Origin of the sequence: Marinobacter sp. 3-2 (assembly GCF_003751355.1) — a bacterium.
GTDB classification, from domain to species: Bacteria; Pseudomonadota; Gammaproteobacteria; order Pseudomonadales; family Oleiphilaceae; genus Marinobacter; species Marinobacter adhaerens.
On record NZ_RJUQ01000011.1, the window covers coordinates 785,203 to 810,274 of the forward strand.

Below are 25,072 nucleotides of genomic sequence, written 5' to 3' on the forward strand. Positions count from 1 at the left end.
TGGAACAACGGGATCATCCCGAAGACTGGCAAGCACCAAAAGCGGTATTTTTGATGCGGGGACTGGTTTATCTTAACCATAGGAAACCACGTTCCTTTTACGTTCATCACCCAGAAACAGAGCTGCTCTGGCTCGGTAATCGGAGAAAAATGCATTGAGTGACAACCCCGCTGGACTGGTTGAAGATAGCTCTGTTTACAGAACCTTATTGGAATCAACCAGAGCGATTCCCTGGAAAATCAACTGGCGAACCATGCGATTCGAGTACATAGGGCCCCAGATTGAAGCCTTGCTCGGCTGGTCCCAGGACAGCTGGCTAACCGTAGACGATTGGGCCACCCGCATGCACCCCGAGGATCGGGAGCGGGTTGTCAATTTCTGCGTATCGCAATCCGAGGCCGGAGTCGATCATGAGGCGGACTATCGGGCCCTGACGGAGCAAGGAGAATACGTCTGGTTGCGGGATGTAGTGCATGTACTGCGTGACGATAACGGCGATGTCGAGGCTCTTATCGGCTTTATGTTCGACATCAGCGAGCGCAAGAAAACCGAGGACGAATTGGTCGCACTGCAGAAAAAACTGGAAGAGTACTCTTATAAGGATGGACTTACCGGCGTCGCAAACCGCCGAATGTTTGATACCGTCATGAACGAGAACTGGAACCACGCCATCCGACACCAGTCCTCTTTGTCAGTCATACTGCTCGATATCGACAATTTCAAAGCGTACAACGATCTGAACGGCCATTTGCAGGGCGATGAGTGTCTCAAACGAATCGCTACGCTACTGGAGAACGCGGCCCAACGTCCCCGCGACTTCGTGGCAAGGTTCGGCGGTGAGGAATTCGTAATCGTCTTGCCCGAAACGGACGCGTCAGCTGCCATCAGTGTGGCTGAACGTTGCCGTCAGTTACTCCTTGAGGAACAGATTCCCCAGGGGGACAGCCCGAACAGTAAAAAGGTTACGATGAGCATGGGAATAGGCACTGTGGTTCCCTCACGCGACGACTGCATCGCCGATTTCCTGGATCTGGTCGACCAGCGACTCTACAAAGCGAAGCGGGACGGCCGTAATCGCATTGTCTTCGATTAAAAGAGAAAAGGCCGCGCAGCAATCTGAGCGGCCTTTATCCCGACTAACTTACTTCTGGACTTGCTCGAAGTAACCGGTCAGACGGTCCTTGTTCGTTGCAGCGGCTGCAGTGAGCTTATCCACGGCGCCTTTCGCAGAGTCGTAATTGACCGCTTCGCCTACCTGAATGACACCGGCCATGTTCAGCGCAGCGTGGGGAGTGCATTTGTACACGTATACCCCTTCTTCGTTGAGCGTTACCGTAATGCCTTCGTTGATAGCACTCTGCCAGCCTTCAGCACCCTCAGGTACTTCTACGGAAACGGAGTTATGTGCTGGATCGACAAGAACAAATTTGACGGTATCGCCAGGCTCGGCCTTCACAAATCCCGGCTCAAAGACCATGGCGCCGTCAGCGCCGGAATTCTTCATTTCAACGACGTGTTCCGCCGCCATCGCAACCCCGGAAATCAGAGCGAGCGCGAATGCAGCAACGGTGTGTTTAAGCGTTAATTTCATAGTGACTTCACCTCATTGGTTGGTCATTGAAAGCACTAGGTACTACGCATCCTACCCACATCAGGATCCCTTTCGACTCTAAGGGCATATCCTTATGGGAATGACACCACTCGTTCGCCAGGGATCGGTCCTGAGAACCAATGAGGGTCTGTTTCGTACAAACTGCCATCGTGTCTGCGGATATTGAATGATGGCGGAACTACAGATCGACGGCATACACCACCAGCAGCTCTCCCAGGTTGGAGTAAGCCGGCAGTTCGAGCAGGAGCTGCGCTGCAGTCATGCGGGGGAAACCGGTGCCGTGTGGATTTACCGGGGAATTCTGGCGACGCGCCCCCGAAAAGAGCTGCTGGATTTCGCGACGGAGCACCTGGCCTCGGAGAGCGAGCATCTGCGATTCTTTAACCAGCTTCAGTGCTGCTATCGCCCGAGCCTGCTGCTGCCACTGTGGCGCCTGGCCGGCTTTTTGACGGGGCTTATCCCGGCATTGATGGGAAAACAGGCGATTTTCGCCACGATCGAAGCCGTGGAAACCTTTGTTGACCTGCACTACCAGGAGCAGATCAAAACGCTTTCTCCGCATGCATGGCGCGAGTCGGAGCGGGCTATACTTGCAGGATTCGAGACATGCCGGCTCGACGAAGTCCACCATCGTGACGAAGCCGGGCAATATCGATCCGCTGAGGCGAGTCTTGTTCTGAGGCTATGGACAGGGCTCGTAGGGGCCGGTTCCAAAGCGGCTGTCCAGTTTGCCCGACTGATTTGAGAGTCATTCCATGAGCCTGATATCCAAACCCTTTGATGACAGCGGCGTTGACATGGTGGACGAGATCGCCCAGTACGGTACGGCCATCTCGAAACGGCTCGAACAATTCCGATCGAAACGCCAGCTTCGCCACGACACACCCGGCGGCTACTCGGGCATCGCGATCGCCGCTTCCATCTGCAGCGCGATGGGAAACATCATCGAACGCTCGAACCAGGAGCCTTTTCGTGCCGGGTACGCCCGAGCGGCCCAAACGTTTTTCTTTGAACACGTCTCCCCGGATGCACCATCAATCCCTGCAACTGTTGAGGATTGCCGCTCTTCGCCCGAGCTCCTGCAGGTCATCAATGCCTTATTGGCAGACGACCAGATACTGCCCGCCGATGGCAGCGTTTCACTCCGGACTGTCATGATGGCTCTGGTCTGGTCGGCACTGACCTTTGCAATGGAGTCTCTACCGCCGGAGCAAGCTCGCTCCTATGTGCAACAGCAGATTTTGAACGGAGACCGGGAATCGGCTCGCCACTAGGCAAAAGGGGTTTATGCAACAAAAGACGATCACTGACGAAACCTTGCGGATGGGCGTTGACGTCCTGTCTGAGAGAGATCCCGACCTTTACGAGGTGCGAGCCCGACTTGGATACCCGCCAACCTGGATTCGCGAACCCGGGTTTACATCGTTGGTCCACATCATTCTTGAACAACAGGTCTCGATCAAAGCCGCCGCCACCATGTTCCAGCGGCTAGAGTCCCACCTTGAAATGGTAACGCCTGATTCTGTGAGGCGCGCCGGCGAGTCCGGGCTCAGGAATGTCGGGCTCACACGGCAGAAATCCCGGTATTGTGTTGAGCTGGCCAATCGGATAGCGAGTGGTGAGCTGGACCTCTCCCGCCTCGCAACACTTGACGATGCCGAGGGCCGAAGCCACCTTTTGGATATACCCGGTTTGGGGCCCTGGACCGTCGACATCTATTACATGATGGCCTTGGGCAGGCCGGACGTCTGGCCCCAGGGCGATCTGGCACTGGCATCCGCAATACAGGACATCAAAAAGCTCGATGCCCGCCCGACAAAGAATGAGCAGCTGGCCTTTGCCGAACAATGGGGGCCGTGGCGCGCGGTAGCGGCTCGTATGCTCTGGATGCATTACCTGGACGCCCGAGGTCAGTGAAGGAGGAATTGTGATCTACGAAACTGAAATGAAACATCTTGCCCGCTGCGTGGAACTGGCTTCAATGGCCGTTGATAGCGGGAACCCGCCGTTTGGCTCTGTGCTGGTGGATGAGACCGGTGCCGTCAGGTACGAAGGACACAACGAAACCGCTGGCGGTGATGAGACCCGCCACCCGGAGTTTGAGATAGCCCGTTGGGCGGCTGCCAACATGACCCCGGACGAGCGAGCAGCTTCAACGGTCTATACCTCTGGCGAACACTGCCCGATGTGTGCGGCTGCCCATGGTTGGGTGGGGCTCGGCCGCATCGTCTACGCAAGCTCTTCAGAGCAGCTTTCAACCTGGCTGGATGAACTGCACGTGGCGCCACCGCCCGTTGCAACCCTGCCAATCAACCAGGTGGTTCCGGGCGTTCCCACCGAGGGCCCCTTCCCCGCGCTGGCAGACGCAGTGCGCGAGCTACACCAGCGTTATGCTTTGGCCGATCGAAACAAAACATAATTTCCAAGCAGGGCCAGGGATGCGCCCAGCACCGCGGTTGCTGTCCATTCAAAACCCTCGAGCCAGGTCGACACGCTCAGGGCGACCACCGGGAAGAGCACGGTGGCGTAGCCAGCCTTGTCGGCCCCGAGAGTCTGGATAACGGTGATGTAGCAATAAAAGGCAATGATGGAGCCGGGCACCGCCAGGAAGACGGTTGCTCCCCAGAATGTCGCCGCAGTGGGGACCACCCATTCCACACCCTGAATCAGGCACCAGATGCCAAGAATCACCGCGCCGTAAACCATGGCCCACGCATTGGCGAGGAAGAGCGGCACCTTGGACATCCGCACCTTGATGCTGACCAGGTTACCCATGGAAAACCAGAAGGTTCCGGCAATTGCGAACAGAATGCTGGTCGCCGTGGCATTGCCAAGCTGCAGATCATGCCAGAACAGAAGGGCCACGCCCGTGATACCCAGAGAAATTGCCGGATAGAGCCGGGCAGTCGGTCTCAGGCGCAACCAGAGCCAGCCATTCAGCGCGTTAAACAGAGCGGCCAAAGAAAACACCACCGCCAGCAAACCGCTTGTCATGGATTCAGCCGCACGATAAATCAGCAGGAAGTTGATGCTGTACAGGGTTGCCCCCTGCAGCACCAGCCAGCCGTGCTGTTTGAGGGTCAGTTTTTCCAGTCTGCGCACCAGAGTTACCACCAGCAATGCGACGGCAGAGGCCATGACGAATCGGTAGAAAACGGATAGATCGACCGGCGCCGCTTCAACCTGCAAACGAATCGCTGTCCAGGTGAGCCCCCAGATCAGTACCGTCAAACCATAGTGAACAGAGATGGGCATGGCGTTGATTCCTGTTGCTATCGGGAACAATCGTTGAGCAGGCACGAGCATAGGGCACAAGCCACACCAAAACTTGTCAGATCCTGCTGAACCATGGATGATTCTTGCGGAGGCTCCCTATGCAGACTGGTTCCAAACCCATGCCCGAATGCCCAAAGCAATTGCAGCCGGCCAATCGCGACATTGTCGATACCCTGAGAACGGCTGGCGTCGCTCCGCAGCGAATGCTTGAACTGGATCAGGGGCGGGCTCTGGCGCAATGGCAGAATCGTCAGGGCGAAGTGCGTTACGAGCGACCCAGACACCATGCTCTGAGCATCTACATAGACAAGGGCGAGCAGGCCCGAAGGGTATTGAACGGAAAGGTTGTAAGCCAGGGCTTTCCGGGCGCCGTCTGCCTGTTCCCGGCAGGCAGCCGCTCAAGTTGGCAAATCAGCGGACAGTTCGAATTTTTTCATCTCTATTTCAACGATCTGGACGTCGCCCGATGCGCCGAACAGACCTGGGATGCCGATCCGGACAAGCGTCAGCTTTCCGAGCTGTACCACGCCGAGGATCCGGTTCTCGCCCAGGCCGGCAAGCTACTGGCACTCAGCGACTGGCAGGCTCCCGGCCAGACCATGGCCATGGACCACCTCGCACAATGGCTCCTTCTCCAGGTTGTCAGTCGCCATTCCGGCGTCCGACAGACACTGCCGGAAGTCACGGGGCAGTTGTCATTTCGGTACCGCAGAATGCTGCAGGAACGAATCCACGCTCATCTGGATCAGTCATTAACGCTTGCCGAAATGGCCAGTTGGGTCAACCTGAGCCCCTATCATTTTGCCCGGCTTTTCAGGGCTACGTTCGGTTGCGCGCCTTATCAATATGTCCAGGAACAACGCTTGATCCTGGCTCGCGACCAGCTTCGGAACAGCCGAGACAAAATCACCGCCATTGCGCTCTCGTGCGGATTCAATGATTCCAGTCAGTTCAGCCGGGCGTTCAAGTCCAGGTTCGGAGTCAGCCCTTCAGGCTATCGATCCCACTCAGGGTCCGATCAATGAAGCAACATGGATCCGTTTCAGACTTCATGAAATAATACTTTGTTTATCAAAGCGTTCAGACGAGCACTATCCATGGCCATCGCAACTCGCCCCGAAAAACAGCCGAATGCAAACGGGTTTACGCTGATCGAACTGGTTCTCGTCGTTGTCATTCTTGGAGTTCTGGCCGCCTTTGCACTGCCACGATTTTCGGACCTCTCAACCGATGCCCGCCTGGCGGCATTGGATTCACTGGAAGGCACGATGAAAAGCACAATAGGAATAGTGAGAAGCAAAGCCTATGCACAGGGGCTGTCCCCAGCAGCCAGCAATCCCGGCGGAATACAGACCAACTATGTAATAGAAACTGAAGCGGGCCGCTCGGAAGTCGACTGGCGCAACCTGTGCCCAGAAAGCCGCGCCGAGGCGGATGATACGCTAACAATGCTTGATTACATCTCGGTGGACGCCAACGATTCCTCCCTGGAGACCTTCGTCGACAACCAGTACACCCGTGTAGGGTTTTCTTTGCCTGCAGGATCTGGCGCCGGCCCCGGCTGCTATGTCGAATACGATTCCTTCGGCGATCCGGAATGCACGGTGACCCAGATAACCTCGGAATGCTGACACACGTCTTATCCGAAAATCGGTTGAATGCAGCCTACTTTACCAAGCCAGACCGGGGCACAAGGCACGCCATTGCGGTGAGCGAAACATCCCGGAAAGTCGCCTCTGAAGCAACAACACTCGGGAATCGATCGTAAAGCATCCGACGGCAAGTAGAGGTTCTTGCCTCGGCTTTTTCGACGCAATCAGCGTGAACCTTCGTGCCACTGCCTTCGCCCGCGGCGTCGGAACAGAAGTCCGGAATCTGGGTGAAAATCCAGTCGACTGCGGCACTGAGTTCAACGGGATTGGCCCGGAGATTGGTCAGGCGGTTTGCATCAATTGGGTCGGGCTGTTCACGGGTCTGGTCCCATAGAACAAATAGCAGGGCGGCAGATACCAGTACAACAGTGACCTTGGGAAACTTCATGGGCGCCTTTTCAATCCGGTGAATCAGATCGCCGATCATAAACGCTCAGGCATCTGCTGTCCCGGTTTCCTATACTTATCTGGATTTCAACCAAACGGGCTTTCCAAGGAAAGCGTCCTGCCAATCAGACAACCCTGTCGCTCAAGCCAAAAGGAGTTTTGCAAATGACCACACTGATCGTTGGTCTCATTCTGTTTCTGGGCGTGCATTCGCTTTCAATCGTAAACGAGCCCCTGCGCAACCGACTGAACGCGTCCATGGGCGAGGGAGCCTTCAAAGGACTGTATTCCGTGGTGTCCCTCGTCGGTCTGGTTCTAATCGTCTGGGGTTACGGCGCCGCCCGGATGGATCCGACGGTGATCTACATGCCGCCCGCCTGGCTCAAGCATGTGGCCTTCCTGCTTCTGGTGCCTGTTTTCCCTTTGCTGTTTGCCACCTACCTGCCGGGTAAGATCAAGGCAAAACTGAAGCACCCCATGCTCATTGCCGTCAAGCTCTGGGCTCTGGCTCACCTTCTGGCGAACGGGATGCTCCACGACCTTCTGCTGTTCGGCTCCTTCCTTGCCTGGGCGGTAGCCGACCGGATCTCCATGAAGCGCAGAACCCAGCGCGCCATCACAACGTTGCCAGCGACCAAAGCCAATGATGTCATTGCGATCGTTGGCGGCCTTGCCGTGTATGTGGTCATGGTGGTGTGGGCCCACCAGTGGCTCTTTGGCGTGTCGCCGGTCTGATTGACCGGCACTTACCTGGACTAGAGGCCCTGGGCCCCGCGGCGCAACCAGTCGTGCACGAACGCAAGCTTGCGCTGCGCCGTTTCGGACAGGACAAACGGGTAGAGGTCAGACAGTCCCATGGAGCGGTTCACATGGTTAACCCGGATGGCCAGTGACGCAGCAACATTGATCAGCATGGCCGTGTCGGGCTCCGAGTAGGGATCCCAACCCTGTCTCGGCACCTCGGGCGAGGTCAGACCGGATGACACCAGGCTGTCGGTGATGTCCGTAAGGTGCAGCAGGTGTGCCGCAGTCTCCGCCCAGTCCTCGTGCGGGTGTGCCGAGGCGTAGCTGGTCAGGTAAAACAGTCGCCAGTCTTGCGGCGGGCCGTTATGGTAGTGATGCTCAAGGGCCGCCGGATAATCGGCGCGTTCATCACCGAACATCTCCCGGAACGCATCCAGAAAGTCTTTACGCAAGCTCAGGCGCCACCAAAGCATGTGGGCGATTTCATGGCGCATATGGCCGACCATGGTTCGATAGGGTTCGTCCAGGGCCTGCCGTCGGGTGGCACGAACCACGGGATCCGCCTCTGCGACGCTGATGGTTACCACGCCGTTCGCGTGCCCCATGGCAACCGGGGTCAGCCCCTCGGCCAACATGTGGAAAACCGGGCGCGTGCCCGGATCCTCAGGGCGAAACCAGTGCCAACGGCCGAGGTTGTCCAGCACCCAGCGCTTGGAGGCTTCTGTCTCGGCCCAATTGGGCATGGCGTTAGGAATATTGGGGTCGGGCGCCAGAGCAGTCATCGCGCAGGAACGACAGAAGGCCCCCTGTTCAGGCGCAATCCAGTTGCAGCCGATGATGTCCCGGTTCGCGCAAAAGGGCGGCATCGGGACGAAAGACCTGGCCTGTGGATCGTACGCGACCGGTGTGCCCTGTGCCGTGGTGAGATTGTCAAACCACAGGTTTCCGGAACCAACCGGGTTGGAAAAAACCTTCATAGAGCTGGTGCTCCTCTTGAACGGCAGTAAGCTCGAAAATGTGTTGCCGTTCTTCCGAACCTATACCCTATAGACAAGGAACACCAGCCAGACCACCAAATCGACCGGGTATCACTTACACGCTGATCACCAGATCGTCGTAATCAAAACGTACTTTCGGTAAGCCGGAGGTTCGGTCACGGGCACTGCGGTAACCCAAAGCAACGATGGCAGTAGTCTCAAGGCTCAGTTTTGCCAGTCCAAGTACGTCATCGTAGGCTTGGTGATCGAAACCGGTCATCGGGCAGCTATCTACTCGCATTGAAGCTGCCGCAGTGAGCAGGGTCCCCAGGGCAATATAGGCCTGCTGGTGCGCCCACACCCGTTTTTCTTCTCGGGATTTGGCTGCAAGCGCCTCTTTCATGTGCGCCACATAGCCGGAGATATCCTGGGCAGGTACGTCGCGGGTTTTCACAAACTGGGTGACATACCTGTCGACCGTGTGGTCACCAATATCCGTTTGCGCCGCAAAAACGATCAAGTGAGAGCAGTCCAACACTTTCTGTTGGCCAAAAGAGTAGGCCAGCAAATCCTGCCGAACCGACTTGCTCTCGACAACCAGAATTTTATAGGGCTGCAGTCCATAAGAAGAGGCGCTCTTGCGAGCCGCATCAACCAGTGTTTCCACCGTATGGGCACCAAGCTTTTCGGGTGAAAACTCGCGGACGGCGTAACGCCAGTCCAGGGCTTCATGAATGTTCATAGCGATATCTCCAGTAAAGATTCAAAGATCGGCAAATTAGCGATTAGAGGCATACGGTATTGCAATTGGCCGCAACGGAGCGGCGTCTCCGCCACGAATCTTTAGAGGTGTTCCAATGAACGCGAACTCGTACACCTTGTCTTCTGCCAGTTGCTCCAGGTTTACCAGTTCCATAATCGTGACGCCCTGCTGGGCTAGCAGGTAAGTATGCACGGGCACGTAGTTTTCGCTGTCCTCGGACGGGAATCCCTCAAAGCTCAGATTGTCAGCGCCCAGCGACAATGCCTGCTTGTCTCCGGCCAAATAGTGCGCTGCATCCATTCCCAGCCCAGGCGCATTGACCATAAAGCGGCGTCCATCGCTGTAATGGCGCATGCGGCCGGTGCGAATCAGCACCACATCGCCCGGGGCAATATCGGTCCCCTGAACGGTCAGCGTGTATTTGATGTCTTCCCGCGTAATTCGATAGCCGGGCGAAAGCTCGTCAAGGCCTTTTGCCGCGGGAATATCCAGCAGCACGCCCCGGGCAATAATCGGCGGCAGTTTCTCTACGCCTGTCCGATTCCAACCCCGGTCGCCCAAATGCTCCTCAGCGGAAAAATGATTCCAGACCTTGCCGTTCAGGCCGAAATGGTTAAGTGCGTCAATATGGGTGCCCGTGTGCGCGTACATTGAGAATGCTGAGCCTGTGTAGCTGACGTGCGCGTTCATCTCGTCGCCTACCGACATGGGATCGTCCACTTGGGTGCCCTTAGGAGTATGGGTCATCCACATCTGGAATCGAGGGTCTCCTGCTTCCTGCCAGCTGGGCATGCCGATGTAGTACTCAACGCTAAGATCGTAGGTTGTCGCCGGGTTCAGGTTCTCCAGCGCCGCTTTTCGGGATTCCGGGGTGATCATGTTCAAGCGACCAATTTCATCATCCGGCCCCCAGGGGCTCGAAGCCACATCAGCGCCCAACACAATGGCCGGTGCCAGAATAGTGGCAAGAAAGGTGGATTGGAAAAGTGCAGTGCGATGGTTCATAGAGTTGCCTCCTTCAGGTTGAAGTAGCAACTCTAGGGGTGCGTAAACGCCCAAAAAACAGACTGAACAGAACTATATATTTTCCAAAACGGAAACAATAAAGGAAAGAAAGAAGATTAGCCGCGAGATTGCCGCTATTCCCAGTACGGCTTCTCTCCCAGATACTGATCGAGGTGATCAAGTAGCAGACGGACCTTCGTGGGTTGCTTACGCCCGGGTGGGAAAAGGGCAAATACAGTGTAGGGTTCGGGTGGATAGTCGGGAAGCAGAGGAATCAAGGAGCCTGATTCAATATCTTCCTGCACCAAAAAGCGTGGGAGGTAACCGATGCCAGCCCCACTCAAAAGACTCTGGCGGATTGCCAGACTGCTGTCTGTTCGAAAGTTGCCACTGACCATCACTTCCTGATCACCGAGCTTCCAAACCCTCGGCCTGTCATGGAGAGTAAACGTCAAGCAATTATGCCTGGCCAGATCCGATGGGGCATGAATCTCCGGGACATCCTTCAGATACTCTGGTGATGCACAAACGATGTTCCTGGACTTTCTGAGTGGTCTGGCCATCAGGCTCGAATCCGCCAGGGAACTGCGAACCCGGATGGCGATATCAACGCCCTGCTCCACCAGATCGACCATCCGATCGCTGAGCTGCAAATCGATATCGATCTCGGGAAAGCGGTTCAGAAAACTGTCGATAGCCTCTGAGATGTGGGTCAGCCCGAAAGACATTGGCACATTCAGCCTTATTGTCCCCTTTGGCTCCGCCTGAAACCCTCTTGCCTCCAGTTCTGCGTCTTCCAGTTCATCCAAAAGGGCTTGGGTACGCTTGAGAAAGGCAAACCCCGCATCGGTCAGGTTCATTCGGCGAGTGGTTCGGTTGATCAGCCTCGTATCGAGGTCCCGTTCCAGAAAAGCGATGTGTTTGCTGACTGTCGCCGCAGTGATCTCCAGGTCATCCGCAGCCCGGGTAAAACTGCCCAGCTCCGCCACTCGCCTGAAGATGTTCATCGCTACCAGCTTGTCGGTGGCCACTGAACGCTCCTGATTATTTCCGATTTGGAAGAAGTATTGTTCGAATGCGCCCAGTTATCAACTTAATCAATTACGGCAAACTGGCTCACGGTAATGCCCCTCACAACCCGGAGCACTCAGTGATGATAGCCTCTATGCAGCGTTCGCTTTTCCCGCCGCAGGCCGCAGTTTGGGGCCTCCTGCTGGCCAATGGATTCCTGATCGCCTTGATGTTGGCGCTGGCAAAAGCAGCAACATCCCAAGGTATGCCGGCCGTCACTTATGCTTTCTGGCAAACGCTTATTGCAGGATCCGTTCTGCTGGTATTCTCCCAGAAACGCCGCTCTCTGCTGGAACGTCGCCTGAGCTGCTATTTTCTTATCAGCGGTCTGACCGGTATAGCGGTCCCGAATGTCATCGGGTTTTATCTGGTGACAAAACTGGGGGCAGGATTCACGGGCATCATGTATGCCCTGCCACCAATATTTACGTTTCTGATCGCCACTGGCATGGGGCTCGAAAAACGCAGCTGGATCAAACTGGCCGGGCTATCAATTGCGGTCATTGCCTGCGCCTGGATCGTGCTGCAACGTCATTCTGAGATCAGCAGCCCTAACCTTCTCTGGTTCGCCATGGGCCTGATCATCCCAGCCATGCTGTCTATCGGTAACGTCTACCGTTCAGTGGCATGGCCTGATGCAGTAAAGCCCATGGTCCTCGCAGCAGGGACATTGCTGGCTTCAGCTATGACACTTGGTCTGTTTGCAGGTCTGACTGGGACGCCCATTTTTCCCGTAGGCACAGGATCTTACCTTCTTGGTATTGTCATTCTGCAGGGCCTTTTAACTGCGCTGACCTACCTCTGCGCCTTTGAACTCCAGCGTCGCTCCAACCCGGTTTTCTACAGCCAGCTCGGCGCGGTCGCCGCCATGTTCGGGTTACTGATTGGCGTAATCTGGTTCAACGAGCACTACTCAATGAGCATCTGGCTTGGCGCCCTCGTGGTTATCCTGGGGCTCCGGATAAGCAACAGAACGAAACCAACGAGCCCTGAAACCTGAGTCATCAAGGGCATTCATAACCAACCCTCAAACAAATTCATTTGCCTGATCCGGATGCCGTTTCTAGGATGGTGGCTTCTGTCGCCCAAAATAAAAATCACACCCCGGGGAACAAGGCACCATGACTTTTCGCTCCGTACTGATTGCCAATCGCGGCGAAATCGCGATCCGCATTGCCCGAGCCTGCAGCGAACTGGGATTGCGGTCTGTGGCCGTATTCTCTGAAGACGACGACGCCAGCCTGCATACCCGTATGGCCGATGAGGCGGTGGCTTTAACGGGCCATGGCGTAAAGGCTTACCTGGATGGAGCGCAACTGATAGACGTCGCAAAGGCCCATGGCTGCGAGGCGGTCCATCCTGGCTACGGATTCCTGGCGGAAAACGCCGGTTTTGCCCGCGCATGCGAACAGGCCGGGCTGATCTTTATTGGCCCTTCGCCCGACGTGTTGGAGGGGTTTGGTGACAAGTCGGCTGCCAGGGCCCTGGCAGAGCGCTGCGAGGTTCCCCTGATAAAGGGAATCAACAGATCGGTGTGCCTCACCGAGGCCCGCGCCTTCCTGGACGAGCACGGGCCTCTTATGATCAAAGCGATTGCCGGTGGCGGCGGCCGCGGCATGCGGGCGGTTCACGCCGAAACAGAACTTGAGCAGGCCTTCCAGCGCTGCCAGTCCGAGGCTCAGGCAGCGTTCGGCAACGGCTCACTTTACGTTGAGCAGTTGATCGCTCGGGCAAGGCACATCGAAATCCAGATAGTCGGCGACGGTACCGGAGCCGTCAGTCACCTCTGGGAACGCGACTGCAGCCTGCAACGGCGAAATCAGAAGCTGATCGAGATTGCACCGAGTCCTTTACTGGACGCCTCGATCCGGGACGCCATGATCGACTGCGCCCTGAAACTGGCCGGCGCCGTTAACTACCGTGGTCTCGGCACCTTTGAGTTTCTGGTGGACGAGGACCACCCCGGCCGTTTCTATTTCATGGAAGCCAATCCCCGCATCCAGGTAGAGCACACCATCACCGAGGAGATTACCGGCGTTGATCTCGTTCAAACCCAGCTGCAATTGTTTGGCGGCCAGAGCCTCACTGATCTGGCTCTTGAGTCGGCACCCACCGTGCGGGGCTTCGCGATTCAGGCGCGAATCAACAGCGAAACGCTCCACGCCGATGGTCATGCCACCGCCGCTACCGGCACACTGAGCACCTACGAGCCACCGTCTGGCCCGGGTTTACGGGTCGATGGCTACGGGTACACCGGTTACACCATCAGCCCTTCGTTTGACTCCCTGCTCGCCAAGCTGGTTGCCCATGGCGGCGATTACCCTTCAACACTTCGGCGGCTTTATCGCGCCCTGTGCGAATTCCGGCTAACCGGTGTCAGCAGCAATATTGGTCTGCTGCAAAATCTGGTCCGCCATTCCGGCGTGGAAACCTGGGCTGTTACCACCCGCTTTGTCGAAGACAACCTGAAACACCTGATCCCGGAAGCGACCAAAACCGCTCACCCGCGCCTGCACTTTGGCAACGCATCTGCCTCGGCGGTCGACGAAAGCCCGGGCGCCATCGCCGCACCGGCGGGCACCATCGGCATTGAGGCGCCCAGTTCAGGCACGGTTGTCAGTATCGATGTGACACCAGGAGATTCCGTCGCCATCGGCGACCCGGTGGCGGTGCTTGAAGCCATGAAAATGGAGTTTGTGGTCAAGGCAACCAACTCCGGCATCATCCACGCTATTGCCGCAGAACCAGGGACAACGGTGAACGACGGGCAGGCACTGGTCTACCTGGAACCAGCCGACGTCGAGGCCGGCGGCATTCAGAATGAAGAGACGGTTGATTTGGAGTACATCCGGGCCGATCTCGCCGAGGTTCTGGAGCGTCATGACCTGCTGACTGACCAGCGCCGACCGGAGGCGGTCGCAAAGCGGCGTAAAACTGCTCAGCGAACCGCTCGTGAGAACGTTGAAGACCTGCTCGACCCCGACAGCTTCAATGAATACGGAGCTCTTGCACTGGCGGCACAGCGACGCCGACGTTCGGCGGACAAAGTGGCTGAAATGAGCCCGGCGGATGGCCTGATTACCGCCATTGGCACCGTGAACGCGCCGGCATTTGGCCCCGAAGCCGGGCGTTGCGCCACCATGGCCTACGATTACACGGTGTTCGCAGGCACTCAGGGGCTGACGAATCACCGCAAGGCAGACCGAATTCTTGCTCTGGCGGAGCAATGGCGAATCCCACTGGTTCTATTCGCGGAAGGCGGCGGGGGTCGCCCATCCGACACCGACGCCAACGGCGTGTCCTTTCTGGACTGTCATACCTTTGTCAGCATGGCACGGCTCTCCGGCGTCGTGCCCACGCTCGGTATTGTGTCCGGCCGTTGCTATGCCGGCAACGCAGCCTTGCTCGGCTGCTGCGACACCATCATTGCCACCAGAGACGCCAATCTGGGGATGGCGGGACCCGCCATGATTGAAGGCGGCGGCCTTGGGCGGTTCAGCCCGGAACAAGTGGGGCCGGTGTCCGTCATGGGGCCCAACGGTGTGATTGATGTCCTGGTCGAGGACGAAACTGAAGCGGTCAGTGTCGCGAAGAAATATCTGTCCTACTTTCAGGGCACGTTGGAAGGCTGGCAGTGCGACGATCAACGACGGCTACGCCACCTGATTCCGGAAAACCGCATGCGGGTCTACGATATCCGTCAGGTTATCGAAACCCTGGCCGATCAGGACAGTGTCCTGGAACTCCGCAGCCAGTTTGCGCCAGGCCTGATCACGGCGCTGGTCCGTATTGAAGGTCGTCCCATGGGCCTGATCGCCAACAACCCGGCCCACCTGGGCGGAGCGGTCGATTCCAGCGCAGGCGACAAGGCTGCCCGCTTCATGCAGCTCTGTAATGCCCACAGCCTTCCGATCCTGTCACTGTGTGACACACCGGGCTTCATGGTGGGGCCTGACGCCGAAAAACAGGCCACCATTCGCCACATCTCACGTATGTTCGTGGCGGCAGCCAAACTCAGTGTGCCTTTCTTCACCGTGATTCTGCGTAAGGCGTACGGTCTTGGCGCCCAGGCCATGGCAGCGGGCAGCATGCTCACCCCCTTCTTTACGGCCGCCTGGCCAAGCGGTGAGTTCGGGCCCATGGGCTGGGAAGGCGCCGTGCGCCTGGGCTTTGCCAAAGAACTGGCTGCCCAGCCTGATGAGGAATCAAGGCAGAAGATGTTCGATACCCTGGTCGCCAAAGCCTATGAGCAAGGCAAGGCACTCAACGTGGCCAGTTATCTGGAGATTGATGCGGTGATCGACCCGCAGGAAACGCGGGCGTGGTTGATACGCGGACTTAATTCCACTTCCGGCATTCAGTCTGGGGAAGGCGGGAAATTCGTCGATACCTGGTGAGCGGGGGCTCTAGAATTGGCTTCTGCCCCGCAACAGAACCTGGAAATCATCAATACTGTCGTCGCCATCCAGGGGAAAGGCGAAGTCGAGGTGCAGCATGCGCTGCACCTCAATGCGGCTGGACGCCAGCCGAATGCCGAAGCCAACATCCTTCAGAACACCTTCGTCCGGCCCACTGTTCCGGTCGTCAGTGAACCAGGCCCGGCCGACGTCGGTGAAGATTACACCACCAACCCGAAACAGCTTGAACGGATGCCAGTCCGGGAAATAGCGCCGCTCCAGGGTCCATAGCAGCCTGCGGTCACCCTGCTGGTATTCGCTGGGATAGCCACGCAGGCCGTTCTCCCCGCCAATCAGCAGTTGCTGATCGGCTGTCAGATTGTGTGCTGCGGTGAACGCGAGATTGGTGTACCAGCTGTTCCAGCGCTCTGAGCCGCCATGGAAGTACTGAACGCTCACTGTGCCCAGCAGGTTTTCCACCCGATCTTCGTCGAGACGGTAGGTGCCGCTCTGGCTGAGGGAATAGCTGGCGTAGTTGGTCTCCGAGGCATGCAGCGCATCCTGGAAATCCATATTCAGAACCACCCGGTCTTCTGTGGCACCCAACCCGCTGCCCGAGTAGCCCAGCTCTGTCCGCCAAACGAAACCGTCCCGCACATCTTCCACCCGCTGGAGCCGGGTCAGGTTGGTCATTTCACGGAAACGGTTCTGGCGGTAATCAAAGCCAATCCAGGGGTAACTCAGGGTCCTGTCGTCCGGAAAGATGTCGAGATCGGGTTCGTTGGGCAAACGGTCGAACATGAGTGCATTGTAGCGGTAGCCGGCGAGCAACCTCAGTTGCCGGCTGTCCCTTTCCGCCAGGCGCCAGCCTCCATCGATACTGAAGAACTCCTGGCTGCGCCGATAATCGGCAATAGCCTTTGCGCCGACATAGCGGGATTCTTCCCTTACGTCATCGATGCCGCTCAACCCAAAACGCCAGTTGGTGGTCTCGCTGAAGAAAGGCCTCTCAAGATAGGCGCCGCGGCCCCGGCCGTCGCTTCTCTCATCGAACGAGAACCCCGCCTGCCAATGCGAACCCAGTACATTGGGATCATCAAAATACAGACTGGTTTCGGTGCGGTCCGGGTCCTTCGCATAGCCGATTCCAAGGCTCTTGCCTGATCCGGCAAAGTTGGGGTCAGACAACCCGAAGTTGGTGGTATTCTCGCCCCCGGATCGGGATACCCCCACGCTCGGGAACAGTGTCCAGGTATCCCTGGTAAGCACGCTTACCTCAACCTCGTTGCCACAAACCCGGGTTACGCCTACCCAGGCAGCGGTCAAATACTCACGCTGGCGCAGCACCCGCTCGGATTCGGAGATAAGCTCGGGCTCGTAGACATCGCCTTCTTCAAACACCAACTGGGCCCGCAAGGCGGACTCCCAGGTAGGCGTGTTGAGCGCGTTCAGAGTTCGATAGAGCGCGTTGTCCTGCTCAGGGTCGGTGGTATCAAAGATGGGACGGCGAAGAACTCGGATGCTGGCGATGCGTGCATCCTCGGAAATCACCAGATCGTTCTGGCGGGCGAGCTGATCTCTCGGTTTGTCCAGATCAATGGCTTCCGGCTGGATACTGCTGGCAATACAATCGCCCTGGCCCGATTCGGCGGCCAGGCAGGATCCGGCAAAAACCATTCCCGAGACAACAAGCGTTTTCCTGGAAACCATACTGACCTCTCGAGGCGCCCAGACAATAATTTAGCCCAGCGATGCCTCCATGTCAGCGTTCAGGCGGTCTCCAGACAGGGACATCCTCCTGCTTCGGCTCATCCCAATCACTCTGCATGGCACTGCTGAGTGCTTCTTCCAGCTTCATGAATAACTCACCGTAGCGGGGGCTGAACCGGATGCCCTCCTCGATTTCCTTCCAGGCGTCGAACAGCTCATCCTCGTGGGCTTTTTCATTGTCGAGGAAGGCCCAGGTCATCTGACGGGCACGCATCGGGTGCACACCCATGGCGGTCAGGGCATGACCACCGAGTTCAAGTGCCGAATGATAGGTTTCACTCACCACATCATCGGCCCCGGCCTCGCGCAGTCGGTATCCGTGGCCTCTGTCGAAAGCGCGGGCCAGCACCCAGACACCGGGGAAGAACTGCTTCACATGCTCCACCATCTGCACCGAACGGTCACGGTCGTCGATCGCCACGACCAGCAGCCGGGCCTGTTCGATGCCTGCGGTTTCCAGCAAATCCGGGCGACTCGCATCCCCGAAAAAACTTTTGATATTGATCTGCCGGAGGTTCTCGATCTGTTCGATCTCATGGTCCAATGCAACGATGGGAACATTATTGGCCCGCAATAGCCGGCAGACAATCTGGCCGAAACGACCAACACCAGCGACGATAACCGGCGCCTGTTCATCGATGGTATCCGCCTCGCGCTCGTCGTTTTGTGAACGACGATAACGAGGTAAGACAATCCGGTCGTACACGATAAACAGCAAAGGCGTCAGGAACATCGACAGCGCCACCACCAGTGAGAGGACCTGTGACGTTTCCATGGGAATCACGTTGTTCTGGACACTGTAGGTCAGAAGCACAAAGCCAAACTCACCGGCCTGTGCCAGGGACAACGTAAACAGCCAGCCATTACTGCCATGAACCCGGAACAGCAACGCCAGGCCGAGCAGAATCGCGGCCTTGACTGCGATCACCGCAACCGCAAGTGACACCACCGTACTCCATTGCTCGGACAACACATCGAAGTTGATGCCCGCGCCAACGGTGATGAAGAACAGGCCCAGCAACAGTCCCTTGAACGGTTCGATGTTCGCTTCCAACTCATGCCGGAATTCACTGTTAGCCAGAACGACACCAGCCAGGAAGGCCCCAAGCGCCGGGGACAGATTTACCAGACTCATCAGGGCCGCAATCCCGATGACCAGCATCAGCGCCGTGGCGGTGAATACTTCACGCAAGCCCGACTGCACCACATAACGAAACAGGGGCCGGCTCAGATAGTGGCCGCCAACAATCACGGCACCAACGGCCGCCACCACAACCAGCCCATGAGCCCATCCCGAGAGATTATCCACCAGGCTGAGGTGACCTTGCTGGGCGTCGGAACCTGCTGTGGCGTCCATGAGTTCCGGCAGGGCCAGCAAGGGGATAAGGGCGAGCATCGGAATAACAGCGATGTCCTGAAACAGCAGGACAGAGAAAGCACTGCGACCACCTTCGGTTTTGACCAATCCCTTTTCGTTGAGGGTTTGAAGAACAATCGCCGTGGACGACAGAGCAAAGATCAGACCGACCGCAATGGCTGTCTGCCACTGCAGTCCCAACCATGCGGCCACTGCCATGCCTGCAGCCGCCGTCAGCACCACCTGCAGCCCGCCCAGCCCGACCAGGCGCACACGCATGGCCCAGAGCGCCCTGGGGTCGAGTTCCATACCCACCAGGAATAGCATCATGACCACACCAAACTCGGCAAAATGCTGAATGGTATTGGCTTCCTGCCCTACCAGCCCCGTGACCGGTCCAATAACCACACCGGCCACGAGATACCCGAGAACAGAGCCCAGCCCCAGGCGTTTTGCCAGGGGCACAGCGATGACTGCTGCCACCAGGTAGATAAAAGCCTGGACAAAATAAACTGTCATCAATGATTTCCTTGATTCAAAGTCGGGCGGCTAGAGGAAATGCGCAATACTATTACCTGCAGCACCGTTTAGCGTAGACCGAGGAACGCCTCTTTGACATGCGAGGCAAGCGCATCATTAAGGGGATTTGAACCCCGGCGTACCAACGCCAGCTGATAGAAGCCGATTTCCGGCAGGCTATCACCGGCAACCTCTTTCAGAGGCGGACGAATCAGGCTTTGCGGAAACGGGGCCACGGCGAGATCCGCCAGCATAGCGGCCTCCTGACCGGAACAATGCTCACAGGTGTAGGCAATCCTGTAAGGTATACCCGCTTTGTCCAGTGTCCGAAGGGTCATACGCCGCCAGGCACATCCCTCATGGGCCATGGCAATCGGGAGCGGGGAACGCTGATAGGCCGATGAGCCCTCTCGCCCGGCCCAAACCAGCGGTTCCTCGTGCACCACCTCACCGCGGGGAATACGCCCCTCATCGGCCACAGTTACCAGGGTCATATCCAGTTCCCCGGCGTCCAGGCGAGCGAGATTCTGTTTGCTCGAACCAACCACGACATCCACCAGCACGGCGGGATAGGATCTGGCAAATTCTGCCAGAACTTCCGGCAGAATCCGGGTACCCACATCGTCAGATGTGCCAATACCCACTTTCCCCTCAAGGGTTGGCGAAACGAAATACTGCACGGCCTCTTCATTCAGGCGCAGCAATCGGCGCCCATAATCAAGAAGAACCTCCCCTTCTGCGGTCAACGTGACACGCCTGGGTTCGCGAACAAACAGGGTTTTCCCGAGGTTCCGCTCAAGCTGTTTGATCTGCATGCTCAGGGCGGAAGGTGTTCGGTGAACGGCTTTGGCGGCACTGGTAAACGTGCCATGTTCCGCAATGGCAACGAAACTCCGGAGCACATCGTTATCAAGCAGAGGCATGTTCATGGGCGGACCCTACGGATAGATTTATGGCCGGCAACTGCCTTAAGCATAACTGAACAAGATCTTAAATTCTTTTCGTTTGATTGAAGGCAGAGAGAATACCAGAATAGCGGCTGTAGGCACCCGTAGGCGAGTTACAAGACGTCTCCAAACGAGCTGCTGCAAGTCATTCACCAACAGTCGGGGCCGTAGACATGTTGAAGAGCACAGAGCATCAGGCACACTCCGCAATGCAGCCGATCACCTCCTGGATTGAGGGATATTCCAGACGCCAGCAATTCCGCCGTATGGCAGAGTCATTGCTGAAAGAAAAAGATGATACGCTTTCGGATCTTGGCTACGACCGCCATGATCTGGAAGGCGCCTTGCACCTTCCCATCCGGAACGATGCAATGCAATACATCGAGGCACGTCGTTCCAGACGTGCTGTGGAAGCGCGCAGAGCCAAAACTCCTCGGCTCGCAGGCTAAGCGCGCGGCAATTCCGAGAACCGTATCAGGTTATACTCGCCTGTCAGCACATCGGCCAGATGGCTGATGTGCTCGGGCGTGATTTCACAGCAGCCGCCAACAACACCTGCGCCGTCATCCAACCACTGTTTCACCTGAAGCCCATACACCCCGGGTGACACGTCCTGCCTGGCTTCCAGTTCATCCACCAGCGCTCCGCCGGCCATTGGTTCAACTGTTTTGAACGCGTTTGCGTAGCCACCCGTGCAGGGGTAAAGGCCGGCCAGTTCAGGCATTGCCTGCGAAATCACTTCCGGGTCGCAGCAATTGAGCATTATCGCCGTTGGCCCTGACGCCCTCACCGCTTCAACAGCCTCAGCGAGGGTCTCCCCTGACCGGAGCTTGCCATCGGCTTCCAGTCTGAAAGCCACTCCGAAGGGTTTGCCTGATTCATTGGCGGCAGCACAGGCGGCTTTCGCCTCCAGCGAGTTGGTCATGGTTTCGATGAGGAAGACGTCCGCCCCACTCTGCAGTTTAACGAGGATGTCGAATTCCGATTTCAGATCCTCGAACGTCCGGTCAGGCTGGCTCCGATAGCTTCCGACCAGGGGCGGCAGGCAGCCGGCGATATCAACGTCGGCACCCGTTAACGCGATGGCGCGCTCCAACACCTCGAAAGCCCGTTGATGGATTGCACCAATCTCGTCACCAAGGCCTTCTCTGGCCAGTCGCGTGGGCGTTGCAGCATAGGTGTTCAGTGTCAGGGTACGGGCGCCGGCCCTGATAAAGTCAGCATGGACATCGGTAACAACGTCCGGCTGCTCCCGCATTACCGCCACTGACCAGAGCAGTGACGTAACATTCATGGCCCTGCGGTAGATTTCCTGGCCCAGGCCGCCATCGAGAAGTGCAACAGATTTCATAAAGTACTCATCAGGGTGTAACGATATTGAACCGGCCCTGAGGCTTGTCCAGCATACTGAAAAAGCCTATCAGGTCGAGCCGGCTTCCCTCAAAGCTGATCTCGTCGCTGAACAGAAGTTCCTTCAGCCCCGCACGGCCGATCAACAGATCCACAAACAAAGACCGCGTCAGATTCAATGTGGCGTCAGCGGGAGTGTCCTCATTAACCAGTCGGTTGTGAAGCACGGAATGTTTCAGAGTCAGCAGATAACTTTCCTTGAGATCCGTGAAGGTAATCTTGATGACGGCGCTCTCCCCTTCTGCGTCTTCGGCCTTCAGCCGCACCGCCATGCTGTCGAAGAACAGGGATACCGGCGTGTTCAGCAGCACTTCTCTCATCATCGCCGGTTTGATGCCCTCTTCCGGCGAACCATGGCGCAGCTCGTATGCCCCCGTCAGGTAGAAGTCCCGCCAGGGGGCGGATTCCGCCTGATAGCCAAGCTGGTCATAGACGTTGGCCAGAAGCTGTTTTGCATCGTCATTCCCCGGCTCGGCAAAGACCACCTGATTGAGCAATTCCGCCAGCCACCGGTAGGTGTCGCGCCCTTCGCTAGCCCCCATGGCAGAGGCCGCCTCGAAATCCTCGCGGGCTCTTTCCAGAACCTTTTCAGCGCCACCCATCATCTGGACATAACGCTGGGCCGAATCACTTTCCGGAAGTGGGTCTAGCTGAGCCGGGTTCGCTGTAAACCACCCCAGGTAGTGCTGATACACCGCTTTGGCGTTGTGAGACACGGTGCCGTAGTACCCCTGGTTATGGAACGCCCGATTCAGCTCCGGCGGCAGCTTGAGCTGATCGGCGATCTCCCTGGGCGTCGCACCCTGATTCATCAAACGCACCGTCTGATCGTGAATGAACTTGTAGGTATCCCGCTGAACAGCCAGGAAGTCCTGGATATTCTCTTGGCCCCACAGCGGCCAGTGATGGCTGCCGAAGTAGATATCGGCGTCGGCAAACAGAGTCTTTGCTTCGTCGATAAAGCTGCTCCATAGACGGGCATCCCGAACCTTCGCGCCCCTCAGGGTGTAGATGTTGTGCATATTGCGGCTGACCAGCTCGGCACCGCAAAAGGCCTTTTGTTCAGGGAGGTAGAAGGTGAACTCTGCAGGCGCTTCGGAACCAGAGACAATCTGGAAAATCATCGGAACGCCGTCCACCTCCAGCTCCGTACCGGTTTCGCTGATCAGATCCGTCGCCGGGGCAAAGCCAAAGATGCCAAAAGCCGGGCCTTTGCCCAGACCAGTGCCAACATGGCCGCGTTCGTCTCGATCCAGACGCTTGCCATACATGAACATGGCCCGGCGTGTCATGGCAGGGCCGGCGATAATGTTCTCGCTGGTTGCCTCCTCCTCAAAGCCCTCTGGCGCGATAATCCGCAGGTTGGCTTTTTCCTCGTCCGAAAGGTGCTGGAGAATGCCCTGCACGCCGCCAAAGTGATCAATGTGGCTGTGGGTAAAGAGAATCGCTCGCACCGGCTTTTCGCCCAGATGTTCTCGAGCAAACAGGAAGGCTTTGCTGGCAGTCTCCCGGGCGGTCAGAGGATCCACCAGGATCCACCCGGTTTCGCCTTCGATGATCGACATGTTCGCCAGGTCGTAACCCCGGATCTGGTAGAGCCCGTCGGTGACCTTGAACAACCCGTGAATGTTGTTGAGGGCAGCCTGGCGCCAGAGGCTTGGATTGACCGAGGCCGGGGCGTTTTCTCCATCCTCGTCAATAAATCCGTAGGCCGGCATGTTCCAGACTTCACCGCCTTCCAGATGATCAATGACCAGTTCAGGGTCCCGGGCAATCAGTCCGCGTCGCGCGTTCTCGAAATCGTCACGGTTATCGAAGGGTCGCTGGTCCAACACATCCCGATTGGCCTGCTCGGTCGTGGCGGTCGGCGCAGTGTGTCCGGCGCTGTTGGCTGCGGAAGAATCAGGACCGGAATCGCAACCCGTCATCACTAGGGCAATGCCCAGCAAAGGAGCGAAAAGAAACTTTCGGGATAGTGGCATATGGGGAAACCTTTTCGGTCTATTGTTATTGGTTACCCCAAGTTTACTTCAGGGTGGGCCTGCATCTGTGCAAATTAGCCAAAATACTCCTGAATCCACTCGAACAGTTTGGTGGTTGTCATGTCGTTGAGCGCCATCTGCTGAAAGTCGTTCCCCACTTCGTCTTCAATGGTCACGAACTGGTACAGAAGAGTGCCCGGCTGTTCATCGTGAAGGATCAGCGTAATCCTTCGGCGGGTACGCAGGCAGTCAATGGTCATCACATCCGCCGGTATACCGGCATCGCGCATACCACGGCGCACCTCTACCACCGGATTGATGTGCTGATGGGTTGCCTGGATGCGGGCATGGGCATCGCTGGCAAGGTCGGACAGGGTTTTCAGGGGATCTTCAGACATCGGAAACCTTTTGATGAGACAAACACTCAGTTCTTCCTGATCTCAGAGTAGCACTCAGCCAGGTAGTCTATGAAAGCTCTCACCGCCGGGCACTATCAAAATCAGCCCCCGGCAGGCAGGGTCCCATGCCACACCGGCAACTCCAGATCCTCCGGATCGTCATTCGGATCGCCGGTGCGGCTTTTGAAGGCCCCTTCTTCAATCGGTATCCGGAACAGCGCGGTTGCCTTTCGTTCCTTGTCATTCGGCGCCCTTACCTGCTCCCACCGCCCCGGCTCGATCTGGTTGATGATGGCACGGAACGCGGCATCAAAGGCGGCATGGTCCGTGACCGGCACAGCATGGCCATACAACACCAGTGACTCGTAGTTGGCACTGTGGTTGAACGCCGATTTTGTCATCACCCATTCATTTGTCACGGCGAAGGAAATGCAGAGCAATACGCCCGATTCCAGACGCCGGGACAATCGTCCACCATTGAGCGTGTGCACATAGAGGTCGTCGCCCAGTCGCCAGGCAGTGATCGGGATGATGCGAGGCTCGCCATCTTCCACAAATCCTAGATGCGCCGTTTTGAGCCGATCAATCAGCCTGTAGGCTGTTTCCCTGTCATAGCTGGCTCGCTTTACCGCCCTCTGCACCCTGCTGCGTGGACAAGAAGTCAGCGGGGAGGCGCTGGGCCCGGCCAAATCAGTCGTTGTCATCAGAAGCTCCTTTCCGGTCTTGCACTTCACAAAATGTACTTCTATTGAAAGGCACTTCTGATACCATCGAAAGATCCAGATTATGACTTTTGATAGGACCA

25 protein-coding genes are annotated in these 25,072 nt (G+C 57.2%); 11 read left to right on the plus strand and 14 right to left on the minus strand.

The features are described from left to right. The first annotated feature begins 154 nt into the window (after positions 1–154). Positions 155–1,093, plus strand: coding sequence for a sensor domain-containing diguanylate cyclase (locus EDB94_RS05400; protein WP_108017676.1), 939 nt, complete (start codon positions 155–157; stop codon positions 1,091–1,093). 48 nt (positions 1,094–1,141) lie between these two features. On the opposite strand, the gene EDB94_RS05405 is transcribed toward EDB94_RS05400, so the two are convergent. Further along, positions 1,142–1,591, minus strand: a complete 450-nt coding sequence (locus EDB94_RS05405) for a pseudoazurin (protein WP_108017677.1) — start codon at positions 1,589–1,591, stop codon at positions 1,142–1,144. A 187-nt stretch (positions 1,592–1,778) separates the two neighbouring features. Here EDB94_RS05405 and EDB94_RS05410 point away from each other — a divergent pair, with 187 nt between their 5' ends. From EDB94_RS05410 to EDB94_RS05425, 4 genes are read left to right on the plus strand one after another with little or no spacing between them, the layout of a single operon-like run. Beyond that, positions 1,779–2,357 (plus strand): demethoxyubiquinone hydroxylase family protein, encoded by a 579-nt coding sequence (locus tag EDB94_RS05410; protein WP_108017678.1) that lies wholly within the window; start codon positions 1,779–1,781, stop codon positions 2,355–2,357. Between the two features lie 10 nt (positions 2,358–2,367). After that, positions 2,368–2,886: a hypothetical protein gene (locus tag EDB94_RS05415; protein WP_108017679.1), complete on the plus strand. Its 519-nt coding sequence runs from the start codon at positions 2,368–2,370 to the stop codon at positions 2,884–2,886. A gap of 13 nt (positions 2,887–2,899) precedes the next feature. Then, on the plus strand, positions 2,900–3,529 hold the full coding sequence (locus EDB94_RS05420; RefSeq protein ID WP_108017680.1) for a DNA-3-methyladenine glycosylase: 630 nt from the start codon (positions 2,900–2,902) through the stop codon (positions 3,527–3,529). Between the two features lie 10 nt (positions 3,530–3,539). Continuing rightward, complete coding sequence (locus EDB94_RS05425; RefSeq protein WP_227499637.1) at positions 3,540–4,031, plus strand: nucleoside deaminase; 492 nt, start codon at positions 3,540–3,542, stop codon at positions 4,029–4,031. Here EDB94_RS05425 and EDB94_RS05430 read toward each other — a convergent pair. Then, positions 4,001–4,867, minus strand: coding sequence for a DMT family transporter (locus tag EDB94_RS05430; protein ID WP_108017681.1), 867 nt, complete (start codon positions 4,865–4,867; stop codon positions 4,001–4,003). The two genes, EDB94_RS05425 and EDB94_RS05430, sit on opposite strands and share 31 nt — an antisense overlap. Positions 4,868–4,986: 119 nt before the next feature. Between EDB94_RS05430 and EDB94_RS05435 the strand changes: the two genes are divergently transcribed. Together EDB94_RS05435 and EDB94_RS05440 are read left to right on the plus strand one after the other, a co-directional pair. Next, positions 4,987–5,913 carry a helix-turn-helix domain-containing protein gene (locus EDB94_RS05435; protein WP_108017682.1) on the plus strand — a complete coding sequence of 309 codons (927 nt, stop codon included), beginning with the start codon at positions 4,987–4,989 and terminating at the stop codon, positions 5,911–5,913. A 72-nt stretch (positions 5,914–5,985) separates the two neighbouring features. After that, positions 5,986–6,519, plus strand: a complete 534-nt coding sequence (locus tag EDB94_RS05440) for a prepilin-type N-terminal cleavage/methylation domain-containing protein (protein WP_108017683.1) — start codon at positions 5,986–5,988, stop codon at positions 6,517–6,519. 34 nt (positions 6,520–6,553) lie between these two features. Here EDB94_RS05440 and EDB94_RS05445 read toward each other — a convergent pair whose 3' ends face one another. Then, entirely contained in the window at positions 6,554–6,967 is a 414-nt protein-coding gene (locus tag EDB94_RS05445) for a hypothetical protein (protein WP_062781486.1), read from the minus strand. Positions 6,968–7,092: 125 nt separating this feature from the next. Here EDB94_RS05445 and EDB94_RS05450 point away from each other — a divergent pair, with 125 nt between their 5' ends. Beyond that, positions 7,093–7,662: an NnrU family protein gene (locus tag EDB94_RS05450; RefSeq protein ID WP_062781484.1), complete on the plus strand. Its 570-nt coding sequence runs from the start codon at positions 7,093–7,095 to the stop codon at positions 7,660–7,662. A gap of 20 nt (positions 7,663–7,682) precedes the next feature. On the opposite strand, the gene EDB94_RS05455 is transcribed toward EDB94_RS05450, so the two are convergent. The 4 genes from EDB94_RS05455 to EDB94_RS05470 form a co-directional block, all read right to left on the minus strand. After that, entirely contained in the window at positions 7,683–8,648 is a 966-nt protein-coding gene (locus EDB94_RS05455; RefSeq protein ID WP_062781481.1) for a putative zinc-binding metallopeptidase, read from the minus strand. A gap of 115 nt (positions 8,649–8,763) precedes the next feature. After that, positions 8,764–9,390, minus strand: coding sequence for an NAD(P)H-dependent oxidoreductase (locus EDB94_RS05460; RefSeq protein ID WP_108017684.1), 627 nt, complete (start codon positions 9,388–9,390; stop codon positions 8,764–8,766). 36 nt (positions 9,391–9,426) lie between these two features. Next, positions 9,427–10,416, minus strand: a complete 990-nt coding sequence (locus EDB94_RS05465; protein WP_108017685.1) for a cyclase family protein — start codon at positions 10,414–10,416, stop codon at positions 9,427–9,429. Between the two features lie 134 nt (positions 10,417–10,550). Beyond that, entirely contained in the window at positions 10,551–11,447 is an 897-nt protein-coding gene (locus EDB94_RS05470) for a LysR family transcriptional regulator (protein ID WP_108017686.1), read from the minus strand. Between the two features lie 134 nt (positions 11,448–11,581). Here EDB94_RS05470 and EDB94_RS05475 point away from each other — a divergent pair, with 134 nt between their 5' ends. Both EDB94_RS05475 and EDB94_RS05480 read left to right on the plus strand, forming a co-directional pair. Next, positions 11,582–12,487: a DMT family transporter gene (locus EDB94_RS05475; protein WP_108017687.1), complete on the plus strand. Its 906-nt coding sequence runs from the start codon at positions 11,582–11,584 to the stop codon at positions 12,485–12,487. A gap of 121 nt (positions 12,488–12,608) precedes the next feature. After that, positions 12,609–15,884: a carboxyl transferase domain-containing protein gene (locus tag EDB94_RS05480; protein WP_108017688.1), complete on the plus strand. Its 3,276-nt coding sequence runs from the start codon at positions 12,609–12,611 to the stop codon at positions 15,882–15,884. A gap of 9 nt (positions 15,885–15,893) precedes the next feature. On the opposite strand, the gene EDB94_RS05485 is transcribed toward EDB94_RS05480, so the two are convergent. The 3 genes from EDB94_RS05485 to EDB94_RS05495 form a co-directional block, all read right to left on the minus strand. Next, a complete protein-coding gene (locus tag EDB94_RS05485) occupies positions 15,894–17,594 on the minus strand; it encodes a BamA/TamA family outer membrane protein (protein ID WP_108017689.1) in 1,701 nt (566 codons plus the stop codon). Between the two features lie 52 nt (positions 17,595–17,646). Then, on the minus strand, positions 17,647–19,530 hold the full coding sequence (locus EDB94_RS05490; RefSeq protein WP_108017690.1) for a monovalent cation:proton antiporter-2 (CPA2) family protein: 1,884 nt from the start codon (positions 19,528–19,530) through the stop codon (positions 17,647–17,649). Positions 19,531–19,598: 68 nt separating this feature from the next. Then, entirely contained in the window at positions 19,599–20,459 is an 861-nt protein-coding gene (locus EDB94_RS05495) for a LysR family transcriptional regulator (protein ID WP_008172373.1), read from the minus strand. 191 nt (positions 20,460–20,650) lie between these two features. Here EDB94_RS05495 and EDB94_RS05500 point away from each other — a divergent pair, with 191 nt between their 5' ends. Next, on the plus strand, positions 20,651–20,926 hold the full coding sequence (locus EDB94_RS05500) for a hypothetical protein (protein WP_227519286.1): 276 nt from the start codon (positions 20,651–20,653) through the stop codon (positions 20,924–20,926). Here EDB94_RS05500 and EDB94_RS05505 read toward each other — a convergent pair. The 4 genes from EDB94_RS05505 to EDB94_RS05520 form a co-directional block, all read right to left on the minus strand. After that, positions 20,923–21,828, minus strand: a complete 906-nt coding sequence (locus EDB94_RS05505; RefSeq protein ID WP_108017691.1) for a homocysteine S-methyltransferase family protein — start codon at positions 21,826–21,828, stop codon at positions 20,923–20,925. The genes EDB94_RS05500 and EDB94_RS05505 overlap by 4 nt on opposite strands. Before the next feature lie 10 nt (positions 21,829–21,838). Continuing rightward, the gene (locus tag EDB94_RS05510) at positions 21,839–23,869 is read right to left on the minus strand and encodes an alkyl/aryl-sulfatase (protein ID WP_108017692.1); all 2,031 of its coding nucleotides are present in this window, start codon (positions 23,867–23,869) and stop codon (positions 21,839–21,841) included. 74 nt (positions 23,870–23,943) lie between these two features. Then, a complete protein-coding gene (locus EDB94_RS05515) occupies positions 23,944–24,267 on the minus strand; it encodes a hypothetical protein (protein ID WP_062781459.1) in 324 nt (107 codons plus the stop codon). A 101-nt stretch (positions 24,268–24,368) separates the two neighbouring features. Further along, positions 24,369–24,971, minus strand: a complete 603-nt coding sequence (locus EDB94_RS05520; RefSeq protein ID WP_108017693.1) for a pyridoxamine 5'-phosphate oxidase family protein — start codon at positions 24,969–24,971, stop codon at positions 24,369–24,371. Positions 24,972–25,072 lie beyond the last annotated feature (101 nt).

Bases quoted from the DNA above. Each gene is read 5' to 3' on its own strand.
- EDB94_RS05450 (WP_062781484.1), top strand. From the start codon at position 7,093: ATGACCACACTGATCGTTGGTCTCATTCTGTTTCTGGGCGTGCATTCG.
- EDB94_RS05465 (WP_108017685.1), bottom strand. From the start codon at position 10,416: ATGAACCATCGCACTGCACTTTTCCAATCCACCTTTCTTGCCACTATT.
- EDB94_RS05420 (WP_108017680.1), top strand. From the start codon at position 2,900: ATGCAACAAAAGACGATCACTGACGAAACCTTGCGGATGGGCGTTGAC.
- EDB94_RS05475 (WP_108017687.1), top strand. From the start codon at position 11,582: ATGCAGCGTTCGCTTTTCCCGCCGCAGGCCGCAGTTTGGGGCCTCCTG.
- EDB94_RS05460 (WP_108017684.1), bottom strand. From the start codon at position 9,390: ATGAACATTCATGAAGCCCTGGACTGGCGTTACGCCGTCCGCGAGTTT.
- EDB94_RS05490 (WP_108017690.1), bottom strand. From the start codon at position 19,530: ATGACAGTTTATTTTGTCCAGGCTTTTATCTACCTGGTGGCAGCAGTC.
- EDB94_RS05435 (WP_108017682.1), top strand. From the start codon at position 4,987: ATGCAGACTGGTTCCAAACCCATGCCCGAATGCCCAAAGCAATTGCAG.
- EDB94_RS05445 (WP_062781486.1), bottom strand. From the start codon at position 6,967: ATGATCGGCGATCTGATTCACCGGATTGAAAAGGCGCCCATGAAGTTT.
- EDB94_RS05415 (WP_108017679.1), top strand. From the start codon at position 2,368: ATGAGCCTGATATCCAAACCCTTTGATGACAGCGGCGTTGACATGGTG.
- EDB94_RS05430 (WP_108017681.1), bottom strand. From the start codon at position 4,867: ATGCCCATCTCTGTTCACTATGGTTTGACGGTACTGATCTGGGGGCTC.
- EDB94_RS05480 (WP_108017688.1), top strand. From the start codon at position 12,609: ATGACTTTTCGCTCCGTACTGATTGCCAATCGCGGCGAAATCGCGATC.
- EDB94_RS05500 (WP_227519286.1), top strand. From the start codon at position 20,651: ATGTTGAAGAGCACAGAGCATCAGGCACACTCCGCAATGCAGCCGATC.
- EDB94_RS05520 (WP_108017693.1), bottom strand. From the start codon at position 24,971: ATGACAACGACTGATTTGGCCGGGCCCAGCGCCTCCCCGCTGACTTCT.
- EDB94_RS05495 (WP_008172373.1), bottom strand. From the start codon at position 20,459: ATGAACATGCCTCTGCTTGATAACGATGTGCTCCGGAGTTTCGTTGCC.
- EDB94_RS05455 (WP_062781481.1), bottom strand. From the start codon at position 8,648: ATGAAGGTTTTTTCCAACCCGGTTGGTTCCGGAAACCTGTGGTTTGAC.
- EDB94_RS05410 (WP_108017678.1), top strand. From the start codon at position 1,779: ATGATGGCGGAACTACAGATCGACGGCATACACCACCAGCAGCTCTCC.
- EDB94_RS05505 (WP_108017691.1), bottom strand. From the start codon at position 21,828: ATGAAATCTGTTGCACTTCTCGATGGCGGCCTGGGCCAGGAAATCTAC.
- EDB94_RS05485 (WP_108017689.1), bottom strand. From the start codon at position 17,594: ATGGTTTCCAGGAAAACGCTTGTTGTCTCGGGAATGGTTTTTGCCGGA.
- EDB94_RS05510 (WP_108017692.1), bottom strand. From the start codon at position 23,869: ATGCCACTATCCCGAAAGTTTCTTTTCGCTCCTTTGCTGGGCATTGCC.
- EDB94_RS05440 (WP_108017683.1), top strand. From the start codon at position 5,986: ATGGCCATCGCAACTCGCCCCGAAAAACAGCCGAATGCAAACGGGTTT.
- EDB94_RS05515 (WP_062781459.1), bottom strand. From the start codon at position 24,267: ATGTCTGAAGATCCCCTGAAAACCCTGTCCGACCTTGCCAGCGATGCC.
- EDB94_RS05405 (WP_108017677.1), bottom strand. From the start codon at position 1,591: ATGAAATTAACGCTTAAACACACCGTTGCTGCATTCGCGCTCGCTCTG.